We start from the raw sequence: 18571 nt of genomic DNA, 5'->3' as shown, positions 1-18571 counted from the left end.
CTGCAGCTCCAGCGCATGCCCGGCACCGAACATGTCCCAGAAGTCGCCCACCCACACCGGCCGCTGCGGCGGCGCGGCCTCCGGATACGGGTTGTGGTCGTAGAACGGGTGGTGGCAGTTCGTCCACAGCACAACCGATCCCGGCTTGTCCAAGACCACCTGGGCGTCGACGACGCGCATGAGGTAGACCATCCACAGATGCTTGCCCTGATCCCACGCGCAGTGGTAGTCGACGGTCCGCGCCGCCGCAGCGGCCGGTGTGGGTGGGCGACTTCTGGGACATGTTCGGTGCCGGGCATGCGCTGGAGCTGCAGAACCTCAAGACGATCGCCGAATACCGGCACGGCAACGGCCTTCCGGTGACGCCGAAATGGATGAGGTAGCAACATGAGCCAACCCAGCGTCAGCCTGATCGACGTATCCACCTATCTGCCCGGCGAGCCGATCGGCGCCGACTACTACGCCCAATTCGCCGAATCCGACGACCTGCGCGAGAACGTCATGTTCCGCGCCCCGAAGTTTCGCCACCACGTCGCGCGCGACGAGAGTTCCATCGACATGATCGAACGCGCGGCGCAGGGCCTGATCGAGCGGCACGGCCACGATGCGGTCGAGGGCGCGGACGTGCTGATCACCCACACCCAGGTGCCGGACATGGCGTTCTACGGCCAGGGCGGCGGCATCGCCCACCGGCTGGGCATGCGACCGTCCTGGGTGCTCGACCTGAACAACGGTGGCTGCGCGGCGTTCGTGTTGGCGCTCAACGTGGCTCGCAAACTGCTGGCCGGCGGCGACGGGCATACCGCCCTGATCGCCATCGTGCAAAACGCGGCGGGCCAGTTCTTCGATCAGCCGACCATCCGGCGCAAGGCGCAGTCCGCGGTGCCCGGGGACGGCGCGGCCGTCGGCCTGGTCGCGCTGGGTGACCGGTCGCCGATCCTGGACGTCGAGTGCCGCACCTACGGTGAGTACGCCGGCGAGATGACGCTGTCCTACGACCCGCCGCGTAAGTGGTGGCAGGCCGGGCCCGGGGAGGGCAGCATCGGCTTCACCGAAAGCAAGATCACCAAGGTGCTGGCCCGCGGCAATCGGCAGGTCCCCGAGGTGGCGTTGGCGGTGTGCGACCGAATCGGGTTGCCCGCCAAGGACCTCGACCTGCTGGTCACCAACCAGCCCAACCGGGTGTTCCTGCGCAACTGGCGTGAGGCGCTCGAATTGCCCCCCGAGCGGCATCGAGACACCTTTGACGAATGCGGCAACCTGTTCGGCGCCGGGATCCCGATCAACCTCGACCGCGCGATATCCGACGGCCGGCTCGGGGTCGGCGACGTCGTCATGATGGCGGCCTTCGCCCATGCCGGCGACTTCGCCGGTGCGGCGGCGGTGCGCTGGGGCGGGCGAGACTGATGCAGCCCGACGCGGGGGATCCGCTTGGGTTGTCGCTCAACGAGAACCCGTTCCCGCCGCTGCCCCAGGTGCGATCGGCGCTGATGCGGTCCGTCCAGACGGCCCACCGCTACCCGGAATTCCTGCCCGAACGGCTGCGCGGCGTGATCGCCGACCACATCGGGGTGCCCCCCGACCGGGTGGTGCCGGGCGCCGGCGCGACGGGCGTCGCGCTGCTGGCCCTGCAGGCCCTGACCGTTCCGGGCGACACGATGGCGATGGCGACACCCACCTTCGACGGTTACCCGATCCTCGCGCGGATGGCGCGGCTGAGGACGCGGACGGTTCCGCTGGACGAGCACGGTCACCACGACCTCGACGGGCTGGCCCGCGCCGCCGTCGATGCCCGGGTGGTGGTGCTGTGCCGGCCGCACAACCCCACCGGGACGCTGGAGTCCGCTGCCGCCGTTTCGGCGTTCCTGCGCCGCGTGTCGCGTGACACCGTCGTCCTGCTCGATGAGGCATATGTCGAGTTCACCGCGCCCGAGCACCGAATCGCCGTTTCGGCTTTGATCGCCCGCTTTCCCAATGTCGTGGTGGTGCGGACCTTCTCCAAGGCCTACGGCCTGGCGGGGCTGCGCATAGGTTACGCGGTGGCGTCGCCGGAGCTGGCCCGGACACTGTGGTCCCAGCAGCAGCCGTTCGGCGCCGCGATCACCAGTTTGGTCGCGGTTGCCGCGTCGTACGGTGCGGAAGACCAACTGCTGCACCGGGTCCGGTTGATCAACGCCGAACGCTGCTATCTGCGAATGCGCCTGAGCGCGATCGGGGTCGACACGACGGACGCGCACGCGAACTTCCTGTACCTGCTTCCGAAAACGGATTGTCGGGGCGCGCCGTGGCATGAGGTTTTCGCCGAAGGCGGTTTACGGGTGCGGTGCTACCCGGACGGCGGTGCGCGGATCACCGTCGGGCACCGCGCGTCGACGCTGGCGGTGCTGTCGGCGGTGGGGAAAGGCCACGCTCGCGCGCCGAGTGCGGTATGAAGGGGCGTGGCTGCCTCACGACCGCGCAAGCGTGATCCGATCGCCGCGGCGCGCGACAACTGGGAGCGCTCCGGTTGGTCCGATGTGGCGCCGGGCATGGTCGCTGTGACATCGGTGATGCGCGCCCATCAGATCCTGCTGGCCCGCGTCGAGACGGCGTTGCGCCCCTACGACCTGAGCTTCTCCCGGTACGAGTTGCTGCGGCTGCTGGCGTTCAGCCGCACCGGCGCGCTGCCGATCACCAAGGCATCCGACCGGCTGCAGGTTCACGTCACGAGCGTGACGCACGCGATCCGCCGGCTGGAAGCTGATGGACTGGTGCAACGGGTACCCCATCCCACCGACGGCCGCACCACGTTGGTGCAGATCACCGACCTGGGCCGCTCGACGGTCGAGGACGCCACGGTCACGCTCAACGAGCAGGTGTTCGCCGACATCGGGATGTCCGAAAGCGAAGCGCAGGCGCTGGTTTCGTCGATCGAGACGCTGCGCCGCGACGCCGGCGACTTCTAGGCCGCCACGAGAAAAGCCGGTCGTTCGGCGCGCTGCGGCCCGCGTCAGCTCTCGCGCAGCATTTCGATGACCGCGCTGAAGTCCTTGTCCGCGTGGTCGGTCGCGAACTTGGCGTAGATTTCGGCGGCGTGCCGGCCCAGCGGTGCCGTCGACCCGGTCGAGTTCACCGCGTCCATGGCCAGACCCAGGTCCTTGTTCATCAACGCGGTCGCGAAACCCGGCTTGAAGTCGTTGTTGGCCGGCGAGGTCGGGACCGGCCCCGGCACCGGGCAGTTGGTGTGCACGGCCCAGCAATTTCCGGTCGCCCCGGTGATGACGTCGAAGAGGGACTGCGCGGACAGCCCGAGCTTCTCGGCCAGGACGAACGCCTCGCCGATGGCGATCTGCTGCACCGCCAGCACCATGTTGTTGCACACCTTGGCGGCCTGCCCGGCCCCGGCCGCGCCGCAGTGAATGACCTTGCCCGCCATGGGCTCCAGTACCGGCCGGGCGCGTTCGAGGGCGGCCTCGTCACCGCCCACCATGAACGCCAGCGTCCCGGCCACGGCGCCCTTCACGCCACCGGAGACCGGCGCGTCCAGCTGCGACACCCCGTGCGATTCCGCGAGCGCGTGCACCTCGCGGGCGTCGTTGACCGAGATCGTGGAGCTGTCGATGAACAGCGCGCCCGACTGGGCGGTCGGCAGCACGTCGGCGTAGCAGCGCTTCACCAGGTCGCCGTTGGGCAGCATGGTGATCACCACGTCGGCCCCCGTCACCGCGTCGGTCGCGGTGTCGAACGTCGTGACCCCGGCGCCGCCCGCGGCGGCCACCGCCGCGGGCACCGGGTCGAACCCGCGCACCGTGTGGCCCGCGGCCACCAGGTTCGCCGACATCGGCCCGCCCATGTTGCCCAGACCGAGGAAAGCGATGCTCGTCATGGTCGCCTTTCTACGCGCCCGCACGCGCCCGTGCGGCCTCGGCCCTACCGATGACCACGCGCATGATTTCGTTCGTGCCTTCCAGGATTCGGTGCACCCGCAGATCCCGCACGATCTTCTCGAGGCCGTACTCCCGCAGGTAGCCATAACCGCCGTGCAGCTGCAGGGCCTTGTCGGCCACCTCGAAGCAGGTGTCGGTGACGTAGCGCTTGGCCATCGCGCACAGCTCGACCTTGTCGGGGTCGTCGTTGTCCAACGCATCGGCGGCCCGCCACAACATCATTCGCGAGGTTTCCAGACCGGTGGCCATGTCGGCCAGGGTGAACCGGACGGTGGGCTCGTCGAGCAGGGCCTTACCGAACGCCTCGCGTTCGCGGACGTAGGCCGCCGCCTTGTCGAAGGCGGACTGGGCGCCACCCAGCGAGCATGCCGCGATGTTGAGCCGCCCGCCGTTGAGGCCGTTCATCGCGATGCCGAAGCCCGTGCCCTCACCGTCCACGCCGCCCAGCATCGCGTCGGCGGGCACGCGGACGCCGTCGAAGATCACTTGCGCGGTGGGCTGGGCGTGCCAGCCCATCTTTTCTTCCAACGCCCCGAAACTGAGCCCGGCGGAACCCTTTTCGACGACGAAGGCCGAGATACCGCGCGGGCCCGGATTTTCGGGGCCGCCGGTCCTGGCCATCACCACGTAGACGTCCGAGGCGCCCGCGCCGGAGATGAACTGCTTGACCCCGTCGAGCACATAGTCGCCGCCCTCGCGGACGGCGCGGGTGCTCAACGCGCTGGCGTCCGACCCGGCGCCCGGCTCGGTGAGGCAGTAGCTGGCGATGACGTCCATCGAGGCCAGCCGCGGCACCCAGGCCTTGCGTTGTTCGGCGGTGCCGAACTTGTCGATCATCCACGCGCACATGTTGTGAATGGAGAGGAACGCGGCGGTGGTCGGGTCGGCGATGGCCAGTTGCTCGAAGATCCGGACCCCGTCGAGCCGGCGCAGCCCGCTGCCGCCGACGTCCTCGCGGCAGTAGATCGCCGCCATGCCGAGCTCGGCGGACTCGCGCAACACGTCGGTCGCGAAGTGCTTGGTCGCGTCCCATTCCAGGGCGTGCGGGGCGAGGCGTTTGGCGGCGAACGCGGCCGCCGTCTCGGTGATGACCCGCTCGTCTTCGTTGAGGGTGAACATGTACCTAATCCATTGTGGGAATCACGAATTCGGCGCCGTCCTTGATGCCGGAGGGCCACCGCGACGTGACGGTCTTGACCTTGGTGTAGAACTGGATCGACGCCGGGCCGTGCTGGTTGAGGTCGCCGAAGCCGGAGCGCTTCCAGCCGCCGAACGTGTGGTAGGCCACCGGAACCGGGATCGGCACGTTGACGCCGACCATGCCCACCTGCACCCGGGATACGAAGTCGCGGGCGGCGTCGCCGTCGCGGGTGAAGATCGCCACGCCGTTGCCGTACTCGTGCTCCGACGGCAGGGCCAGGGCCTCTTCGTAATCGTGGGCGCGCACGATGCACAGCACCGGACCGAAGATCTCGTCGGTGTAGATGGACATCGCGGGGGTGACGTGGTCGAACAGCGTCGGGCCGAGGAAGAATCCGCCCTCGAGGTTGGCGTCACCGAAGGTGAGGTCGTCGCTGGCGCGTTCGCGGCCGTCGATCACCAGCTCGGCGCCCGCCTCGACACCCTGGCCGATGTAGTTTCGCACCCGGGCCAGCGCGGCCTCGGTGACCAGCGGACCGTAGTCGGCCTTCGGGTCGAGGCTGTGGCCCACGCGCAGGTTGTTGATCCGGTCGATGAGCCTGGCGCGCAGCCGATTTGCGGTCTGCTCGCCGACCGGCACCGCGACGCTGATCGCCATGCAGCGCTCGCCGGCGCTGCCGTACCCGGCGCCGATCAAGGCGTCCACGGCCTGATCGAGGTCCGCATCGGGCATCACGATCATGTGGTTCTTGGCGCCACCGAAGCACTGCGACCGCTTGCCGGTGGCCGCGGCCGTCGCGTAGATGTACTGGGCGATGTCGGAGCTGCCGACGAAGCCCACCGCCTGGATGTCGGGGTGGTGCAGGATGGCGTCGACGGCCTCCTTGTCGCCGTGCACGACCTGGAACACGCCCGGCGGCAGGCCCGCCTCCGAGAAGAGCTCGGCCAGCCGCACCGGAACCGACGGGTCCCGCTCGCTGGGCTTGAGGACGAACGCGTTTCCGCAGGCGAGGGCGGGCCCGGCCTTCCACAGCGGGATCATGGCGGGGAAGTTGAACGGGGTGATGCCCGCGACCACGCCCAGCGGCTGGCGCAGCGAGTAGACGTCGATCCCCGGCCCGGCGCCCTCGGTGTAGTCGCCCTTGAGCAGGTGCGGGATGCCGATGGCGAACTCGATGACCTCGATGCCGCGTTGGACGTCGCCGCGTGAGTCGGCCACCGTCTTGCCGTGCTCGAGGGACAGCATCTCGGCGAGCTCGTCCATGTGCTCGTTGACCAGCTCGATGAAGCGCATCATCACCCGGGCGCGGCGCTGCGGATTCCATGCCGCCCAGCCCTTTTGGGCCTCGACGGCCGAGGCTACCGCGGCGTCGATCTCGGCCTTGCCGGCCATCGGCACCTGCGCCTGCACCTCCCCGGTGCTGGGGTTGAAGACGTCGGCCGTGCGGGTGGACTGGCCCGGGGTGCGCTGCCCGTCGATGAAGTGGGGGATCTGTGTGGTCATGGTGGCCTCGAGTCGTTGTTACTCAGCGAATACTTGCATATCCTAGTAACTTGGCTCGGGCATGGCAAGGCGTTCAGTGCTTGCGTACGACGCGCTCGGCTTCGCCGCGCTTCCAGATCGTGATGTCCAGGTGGCCGTCGGTCACCTCGACCGCAGATCCACCGATCACGTCGGCCCGATAGAAATGATCGAACTCCTGCCCTCGAATGTCCAAGCTGGTCTCTTCGTAGAGCGCTTCGGCGAACCGTTGACGCAAGGCCCCGTCCCGGACGTCCTCGACGACGCCGAACAACTTCGCGTCGCCGTCTTTCACCTCGGTGTCGACCGTGGCGGTGTGCAAGCAGAAGCGCGGATCGCGAGACAGGTCGTGGAATTTGGTCGTGTCCGGCATACCGACGATCCAGAGCTGATCCTCGAAGACCCGCGGCTCGATAGGGCTGATCCGGGGAAATCCGTCCGAGCGAAGCGTGGCCAGCATGCACAGGTTGCCGGTCGCGGCGTGGCGGCGGGCGAAGACGGTCGCGATTCGCGGAGCGACTTCCGTGAACTCTCTCCAGCTGGCCATGCCGCGACCGTAGCCTCACACGGGGTAGTTCCCGGCCTCGAGGTCCTCGAGCAGGCTCGGATGGGTGGGCTGCCAGCCGAATCTCTCGCGGGTCAGCTCGCTGGAGGCCGGCTGATCCGCCCCGAAGGCGACGCCGAAGAAGCCGAAATGGTCCGCCGGCACCGCCGCGGTGGGCATGCCCAGCTCGCGCCCGATCGCTTCCGCGAGCGCGCGCATCGGGTCCCCCTCGTCGGCCACGGCGTGCGCCACCGTGCCGGGGGAGGCCTGTTCGAGAGCGAGGCGGAACAGGCGCGCGGCGTCGAGGACGTGCACGGCCGGCCAGCGCTGGCTGCCGTCACCCACGTAGCCGGAGACCCCGGTGCGACGCGCGGCCTCGACGAGCAGGGACGCGAACCCGCATGGCCCGGCCGCCCGGTGCACGGACCGGGGGAGGCGGACCACCGCCGACCGGACTCCCTTGGCGGCCAGGCCCAGCGCGGCATCCGCGTTGCGGCCGCGCCCGCCGACGGGCCCCTCGGTCGGCGCCGCGTCCCGTTCGGTGGCGACCCGGCCGGGAACCACGGGCGTGCCCGAGGCCATGACGAACGGCTTGCCGCTCCCCTCGAGCGTGGCGCCGAAGGCCTCGACGGCGCCGGCTTCCTGGGCGACCGCCTTCTGGAAATCGTCGAAGTGCAGGAAGGCCAGGTGAATGACCCCGTCGCAGTCCGTGGCGCCCGCACGCAGGCTCTGCGGGTCATCGAGGTCGCCGCGCAGCACGTCGGCACCCATGGACCGCGCGACCCGTGCCGATGCGTCGGAGCGGGCGAGCGCGAGAACCTGGTGGCCCGCGCCGAGGAGCTCGGGGACGACGGCCGAGCCGATGCCGCCGGTGGCACCCGTGACGAAAACCCGCATGAGCAACTCCTTCGAGTGATGGGACTAGTATCCCATCACGCTACCAGAGTGATGAGATAAAGGTCTTATCGCCTACGATGGCGTGATGCCCCGATGGGAACCGGATGCGCGCGCGCGGCTGGTCGCCGCCGCGCTGCAGCTCTTCTCCGAGCAGGGCTACGACCGGACCACGGTCGCCGAGATCGCCGACCACGCCGGCCTGACCAAGAGCACCTTTTTCCGGTATTTCCCCGACAAGCGGGAGGTGCTGGCGGCCGGTCAGGAGACCCTGGCGCAATTGCTGACCGACGGGATCGCGTCGGCGCCCGCGGATGCCAGCCCGCTCGCCGCGGTCGCCGCCGGGCTCGCGCGGGCGGCCGGGCCGGTGACGCCGTTCAATCGCGAGCTCGGCTCGCGGGTGAAGGCCGTCATCGCCAGCAGCACCGAGCTGCAGGAGCGTGACGCGCTCAAACAGGTCGGCCTCGCCGCGGTCGTGGCCGACGCGTTGCGCGCGCGGGGGGTGGCGGACCGGGCGGCGACGCTGGCGGCCGAAATGGGAGTCCTCGCGTTCAAGGAGGCATTCGCCGCCTGGCTTGCCGCGGATGACGACCAAGACCTGGGCGAACTGGCGCGCAAAGCCCTGGACGACCTTCGCGCGGCGGCCGCCGAGATCGGCTGAGCGCGCTAGCCTTCAGGCGTATGCACACCATCGAGGCCGACTACCTGGTGGTCGGCGCGGGCGCCATGGGGATGGCGTTCGCCGACACGCTGGTGTCGGAGACCGACGCGCGGGTGGTGCTGGTCGACCGCAACCACCAGCCGGGCGGGCACTGGACCCTGGCGTACCCGTTCGTGCGGTTGCATCAGCCCTCGGCGTTCTACGGCGTCAACTCGATGAAGCTGGGCGGCGACTCGATCGATCGAATCGGCTGGAACCAAGGGCTTTACGAGTTGGCCACCGCCGGCGAGGTGTGTGCCTACTACGACCATGTGCTGCGCAGGCACCTGTTGGCGAGCGGGCGGGTCACCTACTTCCCGATGAGCGAATACCGCGGCGAAGGCCGGTTTACCACGCTGGCCGGGACCGACTACACCGTCAGCGCGACGCGCCGCGTCGTCGACGCCACCTATATGCACGTCACGGTGCCGGCCATGCGGCCGCCGCCCTACCCGGTCGCGCCGGGCGTCGCCTGCGTGCCCCCGAACGACCTGCCGAGACTCGGTGCGCACGAGCGTTACGTGATCGTCGGGGCCGGCAAGACCGGCATCGACACCTGCCTGTGGTTGCTGGGCCAGGGCATCGCGCCCGACCGGCTGACCTGGATCGCGCCCCGCGACTCCTGGCTGCTGGACCGCGCGAGGATGCAGCCTGGGCGGCTGTTCGCCGCCCAGATCAAAACCAGCTTCATCGCGCAGCTTCGCGCCATCAGCGACGCCACGTCGGTCGAGGACCTGTTCGGGCGGCTCGAGGAATCCGGCGGTGTGCTGCGGATAGATCCGGCGGTCCGCCCGACCATGTATCGGTGCGCGACCGTCACCCGGCTCGAACTCGAGCAGCTGCGGCGCATCGCCGACGTGGTGCGGCTGGGCCACCTGCTGCGCGTCGAGGCGGACCGGATGGTCCTCGACGGCGGCACGGTGGCGAGCGAGGGCGATGCTCTGTACATCGACTGTACCGCCGACGGTGCCGAAAAGCGCCCGACGACACCAATTTTCGATGACGGGCGGATCACGCTGCAAAGCGTGCGCGGATGCCAGCAGGTCTTCAGCGCAGCGCTCATCGCCCACGTCGAGGCCGCGTACCACGACGACCCGACGAAAAACGAACTGTGCGTGCCGTTGCCGCATCCCGACACCGACACCGACTGGCTGCGCCTGGCGCTGGCCGACTACAGCAACCAGCTGCGCTGGCTCGAAGACCCCGACCTCACGGAGTGGATGTCCGCCGCGCGCCTGGACCTGTTCGGTCACCTGATCGGTCACCTGCTGCCGCCGGCGTCGGCGAAGCCCCGGGTGCGGGAGCGGATGCTGGGCATCGCCAAGTCGGTCTTCGCGGCCACCGCCACCAAACTCGACGAGCTGCTCAGTGAACAAACCTCGCTCGCCGCACCGTGATAACCGGTGTAACCCGATTCGGTATTCATCGGGTGGAGGAGGCACGTGGCGGCACGAAACGAACCGGTCAGACGACCCCTGCGGGCGGTGCCCGACAGCGGCTTTGACGACGGCTACCCCGACTGGGAGGCCGTATACCAGGACAACGCGTCCTGGGTATACCGCACGCTGTTCGCCCGGGTCGGCAACCGGGCCGACGCCGAGGACCTCACCGCCGAAGTCTTCCTGGCCGCGCTGCGGCCGCTGCGGCTGAGCGCGAGCGTCGGGGAGGTGCGCGCCTACCTGCGGGTCACCGCCCGCACGGTGCTGGCCGCGCATTGGCGGGAGACCCTGGGCCGGGAGATAACCTCGATCGACGACATCGAACAACCACCGGAGAGTGAGGAAGCGATCAGCACCGCGCCCCAGCGTGTCGCCCGGGTCCTCGACAACCTGCCGGACCGCTACCGGCAGATCCTGGAATTGCGCTTCCTGCAAGGGCATTCGATCAAAGACTCGGCCGCGGAGCTTGGGGTCAGCGTCGCCAATGCCAAGGTGCTCCAGCATCGCGCGCTGCGGCTGGCGGCGCAGGTCAACGAGGGGGGACCGGCATGAACGCGCGCGGGTTGCGCCGATACGTCGACGACCTGTTGCGGGGCCGGCGGCCCAGGCCGTTCGCCCCCGACGACTTCGAGGCGGCGCAGCTGCGCACCGCGATCGAACTGCGCGCGGCCGGGCGCAGGGACCAGGCCCCGCGGCAGGAATTCCTCGACGACCTGCACCGCCGCCTCGCCGAGCAGATGTCCGACGCCCGACCACAAGCCGCGCGCACGCACAACAGCACCCGCCGCCAGGTCATCGTCGGCACCTCGGCCGCCGCGGCCGCCGCGGTGACCGCGGTGTCCATCGATCGGGCGGTGATCAACGGCCAATCCGGCGGCGTTCCCGCCGCCGACAACGCGCCGCTGAAGCCCAACGCCGGAACCTGGCAGCGGGTGGCCGCCAGCTCGGATGTGCCGGACGGCGTCATGCATCCCTTCGACCTCGGTTCGGTCAACGGCTTCGTCCGCCGCGTCGACGGCAAGCCCCAGGCCATATCCGGGGTGTGCACCCACCAAGGGTGCCGGCTCTGGTTCGACGCGCCCGGCGACAGGCTGCGCTGCCCCTGCCACTCGACGTCCTTCTCACCGACCGGGCAGGTGCTCACCCATCAGCTGCCGATCGCCCCGAAACCGTTGCCGCCGTTGCTGGTTCGCGAGGTCGACGGCGTCATCGAGGTGTTCGCGCCCCCGCGTCCCGACCAGCCCGCCTGAGCGGTGTAACGCGCCGCCCTATTCCTGGGCATGATGCTTACAAAACTCTCGGCGGCCGCGCTGGCCGCCGCCGTCCTACTGGCGGGCTGCTCGGCTTCCCGGCCCGCCGTTAGCTCCGGCACCAGCATGTCCATGGGCTCGGCGTCCGCCACCGCGCCGGCAGCGCCGGTGAGCGGCGACCAGGTGAACATCGACGGCTTCGCGTTCGCGCCAGCCACGTTGACCGTCGCTGTCGGCACCACCGTCACGTGGACCAACCGTGACGAAGAACCGCACACGGTGGCCGCGAGCGACGGGTCGTTCCACTCGCCCGGGATGGGCACCGGGGCGACGTTCACCCACACCTTCAGCGCCCCCGGGACTTTCGACTACGTCTGCTCGATCCACCCGATGATGCGCGGGACCGTGGTGGTGACGCGATGAACCCCGACATGAGTCGCCGTCAGTTGATGCGGCACACGGCGTGGTTCGGCGCGGCGGTCGGGTTCGCCGTGATCGGCGGCGAGGTGATCTCGCATGTCGCCGGCGCGGGCGCGGCCGAGCAGCGCGCGCAGGGCCGGCCCACGCTGCGGTTCGCGCAGATCAGCGACAGCCACCTCGGCTTCACCGGGGCGCCCAACCCGGACGTCTCCGCCACCTTCGGCCACGCGATCGACCAGGTCAACAACCTCGGCTACACACCGGATTTCGTCGTGCACACCGGCGACCTCACGCACCTGTCCAGCCCCGCACAGTTCGACCAGGCGAAGCAGATGATGAGCGCCCTGAAGACGCCACACGTGTTCACCGTGCCCGGGGAGCACGACTCGGTCGACGACGCGGGCCAGAAGTACCGAAGCGCCTTCGGTGCGGGATCCGTCGGCGACGGCTGGTACAGCTTCGACACCGCAGGCGTGCACGTGATCGCACTCGTCAACACCCTGAACCTGCGCAAGCTCGGGCATCTGGGTGCCGACCAATTGGAGTTCGTCGAGAAGGACGTCGCGCGGCTGTCGAGCGACACCCCCGTCATCGTGTTCAGCCACATCCCGTTGTTCGCGATGTACCCCGACTGGGGCTGGGGCACCGACGACGCGGCCCAGGCGCTGAGCTACCTGCGCCGGTTCTCGTCGGTCACCTGCCTGAACGGGCATGTGCACCAATTGTTTTCCAAGACAGAAGGCAACGTGACGTTCTACAGCGGGACGACGACCGCGTACCCGCTGCCGCGGCCCGGTGACGGGCCGGCGCCCAAGCCGGTCACCCTGCCCGCAGGCAAGCTCCGCGACGCGCTCGGCATCCGCGAGGTCAGTTACACCCGGGGCGAGGCGGCCCTCGCGTTGAAAGAGCGGGCACTGCAATGACTCTTCTGATTCGCATCGGCCTGGCCGTGTCACTGGCGGTCAGCGCGGCCGGCCACGCCTACCTCTATGTCCATGGCTACCGGCACATCCCTGAGATCGGCGCTGCGTTTCTGGTGCAGGCCAGCGTCTCGTTCGCGATAGCTGTGCTGATACTCGCCGGTGGCCCGGGATGGCTGCGCTGGGTCGGCGCGGCCGTGGCGGGTGGCTCCCTGGTGGCGTTCCTCATGTCCAGAACCGTTGGCCTGGATGGCTTTTTGGAGCGCGGCTGGGAGCCGGCGCCGCACGCGGCGATCAGTGTGAGCGCCGAAGTGGTGACGGTGCTGCTGTGGGTGGGGGAGCTGGCGACTAGGCGGGCTCGGGAAGTTCATCGGTCGGCTTTTCAGCAATGAGGTCCACCGCGGCGGTGGCTTCCTCTTCGACCGCCCACTTTCGCAACAGCCGGGACTTGAGCGACATGGCGGGCTTCTCGATCAGGAACCAGCTCAGGGCGGCCAACGGCAGCGTGGCCATCGCCGCAACGGCAGCGTGCACAACCGCATTCGGCCGGCCGGGCCAACAGATCACCAGCAATTGCTGAATCGGGAAGGCGTAGATGTACACGCCATAGGACAGATCCGTGCGGAGCCTGAGGCGTTCGTTTCGCAGCAGCGCACCCGAGGCGATGATGGCGTACGCGAGGGGAATCCCACCCAGCAGCCGGTAGTGCGGGAGCAGGGTGCCGCCCAACGCGACGACGACCGCGCTCACCGCGACGAGCCACCAGCGGGCGGGGATCTTGTCGCGCCATTGGTAGAGCAACGCTCCGGCTGCGAACATGACGGCGAAGCGCGCGGTCACCGCGGCGAACTGACCCGCCCACGGCTGGTCTGGGGCGATGGGCGGCGACAACGCCTCGCCGATAACCGCCACCGCCAATATCACGGGGGAGACCCACCGGCGGTGGGCAAGCCCGGCCATGCCGATCGCGGCGACCGCGGCATAACACGCCAGCTCGAAGGCCAACGTCCACAGCGAACTGTTCCAGCTCCCCGGATAGGGGATCCCTTGGGGCGTCCCGCCGACGTCGGCCTTGAGCAGGACCACCCCGCTGTTCATGGCGACGTACTCGACCGGCGCGGTGGAGAGCAGGAGCTTGAGCGCCGCGCCGCCCTGCATCGCCACGCCGATCGGCGCGATGACGAACGCGGTGACGACCAGGCAGACGTAGTAGCCGGGGAGGATACGCAGGGCTCGGGCCGCGGAATAATCGCGCAGGTGCGGATGGCGCAGCCAGCTCGCGGTGATGAGGAACCCCGAGACGGCGAAGAAGCCGTCGACCCCGCCGTCGGCGAGGTAATGCGCGCCCATCCATGGGTGGCCAGTGAGGATGAATGAGTGACCGACGATCACCGTGGTCGCCAGCGTCAGCCGCCAGGCGTTGAGCGCATTCTGCCGAGTGTCGAACACTTGCCCCAGGGTCATTGGCCTCCGCCCATATCGCCCCCGGAGCCGTCCGCGGCATACTATGTCATGCCGTCGCGCGTGCGCGAATTTTTGGCGATTTGACCCGCTTGTGACCCGGGCCTAGGCGGCACCCGGAGCCTGGCGAGCGGGCCGGTCGGCGACGAGGTCGTCGGCTTGTTCGCCGCCGGGGCCTGCGGGCGCGGGTGCGCCCCACTTCTGCTTGAGCCGGCGTTTCAGGGACATCGCGGGCTTTTCGATGGCGAACCAACTGGCCGCGGCCAACGGCAGCGTGGCCAGGGCGCTGGCGCCGAAGAACACGAACGGAGGCAAAGTCGCGAGCCCGCAGACGGCCAGCAGTTGCTGAGTGGGGTACGCGTAGATGTACACGCCGTAGGACAGGTCGGTGCGCAACTGCAGCCGCTTGTGGTGCAGCAGGGCGCCCGTCACGATGACGACGTAGGCCAGCGGAAGTGCGGCGACGACGCGGTAGTCGGGCAGGAAGCCGGCCGCGACAACGATGACCGCGCACACCGCGACCAGCGACCAGCGGGCGGGAATGACGTCGCGCCACTGATACATCACCGCTCCGGCGGCGAACATGATGGCCGAACGCGCCGCGAGCTGGGGGATGGTCCACGCCCCGGGGAAGGTCAGTGGCGGAAACGCCAGCGCCGCACACACGGCCACCACCAGCAGCACGGGAGAAACCCACCGGCGGTTGGCGAGCCCGACGATGCCGATGAGCACAACGGCGAGGTAGCACAGCAATTCCCAGACGAGGGACCACAGCGAAGCGTTCCACGTGGGTCCACCGGGCAGGTCTCGCAATGTGCCGGCGATGTCCGGCTTCAGGTAGGCCACGGCGCTGTTCTTCAGGACGTACTCGATCGGCGCGATGGAGCCCAGCAGCTTGAGGGCCGAGCCGCCCTGGATCAGCACGCTGATGGGCGCGAACACGAACGCCGTCGCCAGCAGGCAGACGTAATAGCCGGGCAGGATGCGCAGGGCCCGCGCGGTGAGATAGTCACGCACGCGCGGGTCGGTGAGCCAACTCCTGGTGATGAGGAAGCCCGAGATCGCGAAGAAGCCGTCGACACCCACAGAAAAGAACAGCTGATTGATCGCGGCAGGCGGCTGGCGTCCCGTGATGGCCCACGAGTGGAAGAGCATCACCTCGGACGCGAGCGCTAACCGCAACGCGTTCAAGGCATTACTGCGCGGATCGAATACCTGTCCGAGCTTCATCCGTCTCCGACCGTCGTCCCCCAACCGAACTGTCCGCGTCATCGTATCGGCCGGAGGCCAACGGCGTGGGCACTTGGCCGTTGCCGGCTAGGCGGTGGTTGGTCTTTCCGGGGGCAGCGCGGGTTCGGCGACCTCGTGGGTGGGTCGCGCCATCGCAGGTTGTTCCTGGCTCAGGTCTTGGTCTTGGTCTTGGTCCTGTGGGGCGGTCAATTTCTTTCTGAACCGCCGTTTGAGGCGCCGCGCCGGCTTCTCGATCAGGAACCAGCTCGCCGCGGCCAGCGGCAGCGTGGCGGCGGCGGTAACACCGGTGAACAGCAGCGGGTTCAGGGTGATGAGCCCGCAGACCAGCAGCAGTTGCTGGGTCGGGTAGGCATAGATGTACATGCCGTAGGACAGGTCCGTCCGCAACCTCAGGTGCTTGTTGCGGATCAGGGCCCCCGACACGACCACGGCGTAGGCCAGCGGAAGTGCGGCGACCACCCGGTAGTCGGGCAGGAAGCCGGCCGCCAGCACGATCACCGCGCTCACCGCCACCAGCGGCCAGCGTGCCGGGATCACGTCGCGCCACTGATATAGAAACGCGCCCGCCGCGAACATGATGGCGGCGCGGCAGGCCAGGTAGAACAGCGCGGTGCGGACATCGCCCTCGTGTTGGGTCATTACGTCGGGGAATTTCAGCCCCGGCAGCATCATCGCGCCGCCCGTCGCCGCCACCAGGAACGCGAGGGAGACCCACCGGTGGGTGGCGAGTCCGACGACTCCGATGACGGCCACGATGAGATAGCACATCACTTCCCAGATGAGGGACCACAGGGAAGCGTTCCAGACGCCCGCGCTGGGAACCCCGGTGGGTGTGCCGCCGATATCGAATTTGACCAGCGCCACGGCGCTGTTCTTCAACACGAAGTCCAGCGACGCACCCGAGGTGATGAGCTTGGTGAACGAGCCGCCCTGAATCGCCACGCTGAGTGGGGCGATGACGAACGCGGTCACCAGCAGGCAGACGTAGAAGCCGGGCAGGATGCGCAGCGCGCGGGCGGCGAGGTACTCACGGAGGCGTGGGTTGCTGAGCCAGCTCGCGGTGATGAGAAATCCCGAGATGGCAAAGAACCCGTCCACACCTATGCAAAGGAGAAGTTGAAGAACGGCCCGAATGTTCGGTAAGTGGCCCCTGATCGGGAAGGTGTGCCAAAAGATCACCTCGCCTGCCAGCGCCAGCCGCCAGGCGTTCAGTGCATTGTTGCGCGGATCGAAGACCTGCCCGAGTTTCATCCGCCTCCCCCGTAGTCCGCACAGGGCCTATCGGCGTCATCGTATCGCGACCAAGCACCAAAATGGGCTGGTTCACGGTACCTAAGGTACTGCGCAATGGCAAATATGCGGTGACCCCTTACCCGCTAATCAACCTGGTCAACTGTTGAATACATTTCTGCGCGCGATGAGTCACCAAGTGTGTTGTGGGATAACAACCGTCGCGTTCGGCGGAATTGCTCGGTCGCGCGCTTATCGGTTACTCATCCCCTCAATAAACCGCTGCGTCTCTTCCCAGCTGGGCAAAAGCCCGGCGGCGCGCACTTCTTCGAGGCTGGGGGCCGCGGCGTCGCGTTCGGACAGGCTGGGCGCGGCACCGTTCACCAGCGGCCAGTCGACCCCGATCGCCGGATCGGTTGCGCAAATGGTGTGCTCGCGCTGCGGGTTGTATTCGGCCGAACACAGATACATCACCGTCGAATCGTCCTGCAGGGCAAGGAAGCCGTGCCCCAGGCCTTCGGAGAGGTAGATCGTCCTGCGGTCCTTGTCGTCGAGCAGCACCGAATCCCACTGGCCGAACGTGGGCGAACCCTCGCGGATGTCGACCACGACATCGAACACCGACCCGCGCACGCAGGTCACATATTTCGCCTGGCTGGGAGGCAACTGCGCGAAGTGTAAGCCGCGCAACACACCGGCGGACGAAACCGAACAGTTCGCTTGCCGGACATCCAGTCGGTGACCGGCGAACTCGGTGAACCCCTGGTCGGTAAGCCACTCGAAGAACAGGCCGCGGGAATCGCCGTGAATGGCGGGGGTGATTTCCCATGCGCCGGGAATGGCGAGTTCGCGCACTTTCATTTTACTGACCACGCTCTTCGTAACGGGCTTCCGCGGCGTCCTTCAAAGGGCGCCACCACGATTCGTTGGCACGATACCAGTCGATGGTGGCGCTCAAGCCCTCCTCGAAGTCGGTATGCTTTGGCGCCCAACACAGTTCGTCGTACAGCAGCGACGGGTCGATGGCGTAGCGCAGGTCGTGGCCGACCCGGTCGGTCACGTGGTCGAAGTCGTCGGGTTCGCGGCCCATCATCTTCAGCAGCGTGCGCAGCACGCTGAGGTTGTCGCGCTCGCCCTCGGAGCTGATCAGGTACGTGCGCCCGATCTCGCCCTTTTCCAGGATCCGCCGCACGGCGCTGTTGTGGTCGTCGACGTGGATCCAGTCGCGCACGTTGGCGCCGCTGCCGTACAGCTTGCACCGCCGGCCGGTGAGCACGTTGGTGATCTGGCGCGGAATGAACTTCTCGACGTGCTGATAGGGCCCGTAGTTGTTGGAGCAGTTCGAGATCGTCGCGCGCACGCCGTACGACCGCACCCAGGCCCGGACCAGCATGTCGGCGCCGGCTTTGGTCGCCGAGTAGGGGCTCGAGGGGTTGTAGGGGGTTGACTCGGTGAACCGGTGGGGGTCGTCGAGCTCCAGGTCACCGTAGACCTCGTCGGTCGAAATGTGGTGCAGCCGGACACCGTGGCGCCGCACCGCTTCCAGGATGGTGAACGTCCCGACCACGTTGGTGTGTAGGAACGGCCCCGGGTCGTCCAGCGCGTTGTCCACGTGGCTTTCGGCGGCGAAGTGCACCACCGCGTCGGACTCGGCGACCAGCCGCGAGACGAGCTCGGCGTCGCAGATGTCGCCGACCACCAGCCGGATGGCGTCTTCGACGTCGGCCAGTGACTCGCGCCGGCCGGCGTAGGTCAGCGCGTCGAGCACCGTCACGGAGTCCTCGGGGTGCTCGCGGACGGTGCTGTGCACGAAATTCACGCCGATGAAGCCAGCGCCGCCGGTGACCAGTAGCCGCATGGTCAAACCCTAACCG

The 18571-nt window shown here is 68.3% G+C and carries 19 protein-coding genes and 2 pseudogenes; 10 read left to right on the top strand and 11 right to left on the bottom strand.

Annotation, left to right across the window (positions count from 1 at the left end; all coding sequences use genetic code 11):
- Nucleotides 1-261, bottom strand: a pseudogene (locus tag A5692_RS21395) (SRPBCC family protein); the annotation flags it as partial.
- 126 nt (nt 262-387) lie between these two features.
- On the opposite strand from A5692_RS21395, the gene A5692_RS21390 reads away from it, so the two are divergent.
- Genes A5692_RS21390 through A5692_RS21380 form a run of 3 tightly spaced genes read left to right on the top strand, consistent with a single transcriptional unit; the run spans nt 388 to nt 2945 of the window.
- Nucleotides 388-1407: a 3-oxoacyl-ACP synthase III family protein gene (locus A5692_RS21390; RefSeq protein WP_068059472.1), complete on the top strand. Its 1020-nt coding sequence runs from the start codon at nt 388-390 to the stop codon at nt 1405-1407.
- Nucleotides 1407-2432, top strand: coding sequence for a histidinol-phosphate transaminase (locus tag A5692_RS21385; RefSeq protein WP_068059471.1), 1026 nt, complete (start codon nt 1407-1409; stop codon nt 2430-2432). The genes A5692_RS21390 and A5692_RS21385 overlap by 1 nt, the downstream gene beginning before the upstream one ends.
- A gap of 6 nt (nt 2433-2438) precedes the next feature.
- Nucleotides 2439-2945, top strand: a complete 507-nt coding sequence (locus A5692_RS21380) for a MarR family transcriptional regulator (RefSeq protein WP_068059468.1) — start codon at nt 2439-2441, stop codon at nt 2943-2945.
- A 40-nt stretch (nt 2946-2985) separates the two neighbouring features.
- On the opposite strand, the pseudogene mmsB reads toward A5692_RS21380, so the two are convergent.
- The 5 genes and pseudogenes from mmsB to A5692_RS21355 form a co-directional block, all read right to left on the bottom strand.
- Nucleotides 2986-3865: pseudogene (gene mmsB / locus A5692_RS21375) on the bottom strand (3-hydroxyisobutyrate dehydrogenase); the annotation flags it as partial.
- A 10-nt stretch (nt 3866-3875) separates the two neighbouring features.
- Nucleotides 3876-5045 carry an acyl-CoA dehydrogenase family protein gene (locus tag A5692_RS21370; RefSeq protein WP_068059465.1) on the bottom strand — a complete coding sequence of 390 codons (1170 nt, stop codon included), beginning with the start codon at nt 5043-5045 and terminating at the stop codon, nt 3876-3878.
- Nucleotides 5046-5049: 4 nt separating this feature from the next.
- The gene (locus tag A5692_RS21365; protein WP_068059462.1) at nt 5050-6570 is read right to left on the bottom strand and encodes a CoA-acylating methylmalonate-semialdehyde dehydrogenase; all 1521 of its coding nucleotides are present in this window, start codon (nt 6568-6570) and stop codon (nt 5050-5052) included.
- Nucleotides 6571-6643: 73 nt separating this feature from the next.
- Nucleotides 6644-7135 carry a pyridoxamine 5'-phosphate oxidase family protein gene (locus tag A5692_RS21360; RefSeq protein WP_068059459.1) on the bottom strand — a complete coding sequence of 164 codons (492 nt, stop codon included), beginning with the start codon at nt 7133-7135 and terminating at the stop codon, nt 6644-6646.
- A gap of 15 nt (nt 7136-7150) precedes the next feature.
- Nucleotides 7151-8029, bottom strand: a complete 879-nt coding sequence (locus tag A5692_RS21355; RefSeq protein WP_068059456.1) for an SDR family oxidoreductase — start codon at nt 8027-8029, stop codon at nt 7151-7153.
- Nucleotides 8030-8114: 85 nt separating this feature from the next.
- On the opposite strand from A5692_RS21355, the gene A5692_RS21350 reads away from it, so the two are divergent.
- From A5692_RS21350 to A5692_RS21320, 7 genes are read left to right on the top strand one after another with little or no spacing between them, the layout of a single operon-like run.
- Nucleotides 8115-8687 (top strand): TetR/AcrR family transcriptional regulator, encoded by a 573-nt coding sequence (locus A5692_RS21350; protein ID WP_068059452.1) that lies wholly within the window; start codon nt 8115-8117, stop codon nt 8685-8687.
- A gap of 20 nt (nt 8688-8707) precedes the next feature.
- Nucleotides 8708-10123 carry an NAD(P)-binding protein gene (locus tag A5692_RS21345; protein WP_068059449.1) on the top strand — a complete coding sequence of 472 codons (1416 nt, stop codon included), beginning with the start codon at nt 8708-8710 and terminating at the stop codon, nt 10121-10123.
- Between the two features lie 45 nt (nt 10124-10168).
- Complete coding sequence (locus A5692_RS21340; RefSeq protein WP_068059447.1) at nt 10169-10717, top strand: RNA polymerase sigma factor; 549 nt, start codon at nt 10169-10171, stop codon at nt 10715-10717.
- Nucleotides 10714-11415 carry a Rieske (2Fe-2S) protein gene (locus A5692_RS21335; protein WP_068059443.1) on the top strand — a complete coding sequence of 234 codons (702 nt, stop codon included), beginning with the start codon at nt 10714-10716 and terminating at the stop codon, nt 11413-11415. The genes A5692_RS21340 and A5692_RS21335 overlap by 4 nt, the downstream gene beginning before the upstream one ends.
- A gap of 30 nt (nt 11416-11445) precedes the next feature.
- Nucleotides 11446-11838 (top strand): cupredoxin family copper-binding protein, encoded by a 393-nt coding sequence (locus tag A5692_RS21330; RefSeq protein WP_156766200.1) that lies wholly within the window; start codon nt 11446-11448, stop codon nt 11836-11838.
- The gene (locus A5692_RS21325; RefSeq protein ID WP_068059437.1) at nt 11835-12758 is read left to right on the top strand and encodes a metallophosphoesterase; all 924 of its coding nucleotides are present in this window, start codon (nt 11835-11837) and stop codon (nt 12756-12758) included. The genes A5692_RS21330 and A5692_RS21325 overlap by 4 nt, the downstream gene beginning before the upstream one ends.
- Nucleotides 12755-13147, top strand: a complete 393-nt coding sequence (locus A5692_RS21320) for a hypothetical protein (protein ID WP_068059434.1) — start codon at nt 12755-12757, stop codon at nt 13145-13147. Before A5692_RS21325 ends, A5692_RS21320 begins: the two co-directional genes overlap by 4 nt.
- Here A5692_RS21320 and A5692_RS21315 read toward each other — a convergent pair.
- From A5692_RS21315 to rfbB, 5 genes are all read right to left on the bottom strand, one after another.
- Complete coding sequence (locus tag A5692_RS21315) at nt 13104-14219, bottom strand: acyltransferase (RefSeq protein ID WP_068059431.1); 1116 nt, start codon at nt 14217-14219, stop codon at nt 13104-13106. The two genes, A5692_RS21320 and A5692_RS21315, sit on opposite strands and share 44 nt — an antisense overlap.
- Nucleotides 14220-14321: 102 nt before the next feature.
- Nucleotides 14322-15446: an acyltransferase gene (locus A5692_RS21310; RefSeq protein ID WP_068059428.1), complete on the bottom strand. Its 1125-nt coding sequence runs from the start codon at nt 15444-15446 to the stop codon at nt 14322-14324.
- Nucleotides 15447-15533: 87 nt separating this feature from the next.
- On the bottom strand, nt 15534-16718 hold the full coding sequence (locus A5692_RS21305; RefSeq protein ID WP_068059425.1) for an acyltransferase: 1185 nt from the start codon (nt 16716-16718) through the stop codon (nt 15534-15536).
- A 231-nt stretch (nt 16719-16949) separates the two neighbouring features.
- Nucleotides 16950-17558 (bottom strand): dTDP-4-dehydrorhamnose 3,5-epimerase, encoded by a 609-nt coding sequence (gene rfbC, locus A5692_RS21300; RefSeq protein ID WP_068059422.1) that lies wholly within the window; start codon nt 17556-17558, stop codon nt 16950-16952.
- Nucleotide 17559: 1 nt separating this feature from the next.
- Nucleotides 17560-18555: a dTDP-glucose 4,6-dehydratase gene (gene rfbB / locus A5692_RS21295; RefSeq protein ID WP_068059419.1), complete on the bottom strand. Its 996-nt coding sequence runs from the start codon at nt 18553-18555 to the stop codon at nt 17560-17562.
- Nucleotides 18556-18571 lie beyond the last annotated feature (16 nt).

Source organism: Mycobacterium sp. E342 (genome assembly GCF_001667665.1).
Lineage (GTDB): Bacteria > Actinomycetota > Actinomycetes > Mycobacteriales > Mycobacteriaceae > Mycobacterium.
Note: the sequence above shows the minus strand (reverse complement) of the source record. Positions and strands in the feature narration are given on the sequence as shown.

Excerpts from the sequence above, each read along its gene's own strand:
- A5692_RS21320 (WP_068059434.1), top strand. The coding sequence starts at position 12,755 with ATGACTCTTCTGATTCGCATCGGCCTGGCCGTGTCACTGGCGGTCAGC.
- A5692_RS21310 (WP_068059428.1), bottom strand. The coding sequence starts at position 15,446 with ATGAAGCTCGGACAGGTATTCGATCCGCGCAGTAATGCCTTGAACGCG.
- A5692_RS21360 (WP_068059459.1), bottom strand. The coding sequence starts at position 7,135 with ATGGCCAGCTGGAGAGAGTTCACGGAAGTCGCTCCGCGAATCGCGACC.
- rfbC (WP_068059422.1), bottom strand. The coding sequence starts at position 17,558 with ATGAAAGTGCGCGAACTCGCCATTCCCGGCGCATGGGAAATCACCCCC.
- A5692_RS21330 (WP_156766200.1), top strand. The coding sequence starts at position 11,446 with ATGATGCTTACAAAACTCTCGGCGGCCGCGCTGGCCGCCGCCGTCCTA.
- A5692_RS21315 (WP_068059431.1), bottom strand. The coding sequence starts at position 14,219 with ATGACCCTGGGGCAAGTGTTCGACACTCGGCAGAATGCGCTCAACGCC.
- A5692_RS21355 (WP_068059456.1), bottom strand. The coding sequence starts at position 8,029 with ATGCGGGTTTTCGTCACGGGTGCCACCGGCGGCATCGGCTCGGCCGTC.
- rfbB (WP_068059419.1), bottom strand. The coding sequence starts at position 18,555 with ATGCGGCTACTGGTCACCGGCGGCGCTGGCTTCATCGGCGTGAATTTC.
- A5692_RS21325 (WP_068059437.1), top strand. The coding sequence starts at position 11,835 with ATGAACCCCGACATGAGTCGCCGTCAGTTGATGCGGCACACGGCGTGG.
- A5692_RS21390 (WP_068059472.1), top strand. The coding sequence starts at position 388 with ATGAGCCAACCCAGCGTCAGCCTGATCGACGTATCCACCTATCTGCCC.
- A5692_RS21335 (WP_068059443.1), top strand. The coding sequence starts at position 10,714 with ATGAACGCGCGCGGGTTGCGCCGATACGTCGACGACCTGTTGCGGGGC.
- A5692_RS21350 (WP_068059452.1), top strand. The coding sequence starts at position 8,115 with ATGCCCCGATGGGAACCGGATGCGCGCGCGCGGCTGGTCGCCGCCGCG.
- A5692_RS21345 (WP_068059449.1), top strand. The coding sequence starts at position 8,708 with ATGCACACCATCGAGGCCGACTACCTGGTGGTCGGCGCGGGCGCCATG.
- A5692_RS21305 (WP_068059425.1), bottom strand. The coding sequence starts at position 16,718 with ATGAAACTCGGGCAGGTCTTCGATCCGCGCAACAATGCACTGAACGCC.
- A5692_RS21370 (WP_068059465.1), bottom strand. The coding sequence starts at position 5,045 with ATGTTCACCCTCAACGAAGACGAGCGGGTCATCACCGAGACGGCGGCC.
- A5692_RS21385 (WP_068059471.1), top strand. The coding sequence starts at position 1,407 with ATGCAGCCCGACGCGGGGGATCCGCTTGGGTTGTCGCTCAACGAGAAC.
- A5692_RS21365 (WP_068059462.1), bottom strand. The coding sequence starts at position 6,570 with ATGACCACACAGATCCCCCACTTCATCGACGGGCAGCGCACCCCGGGC.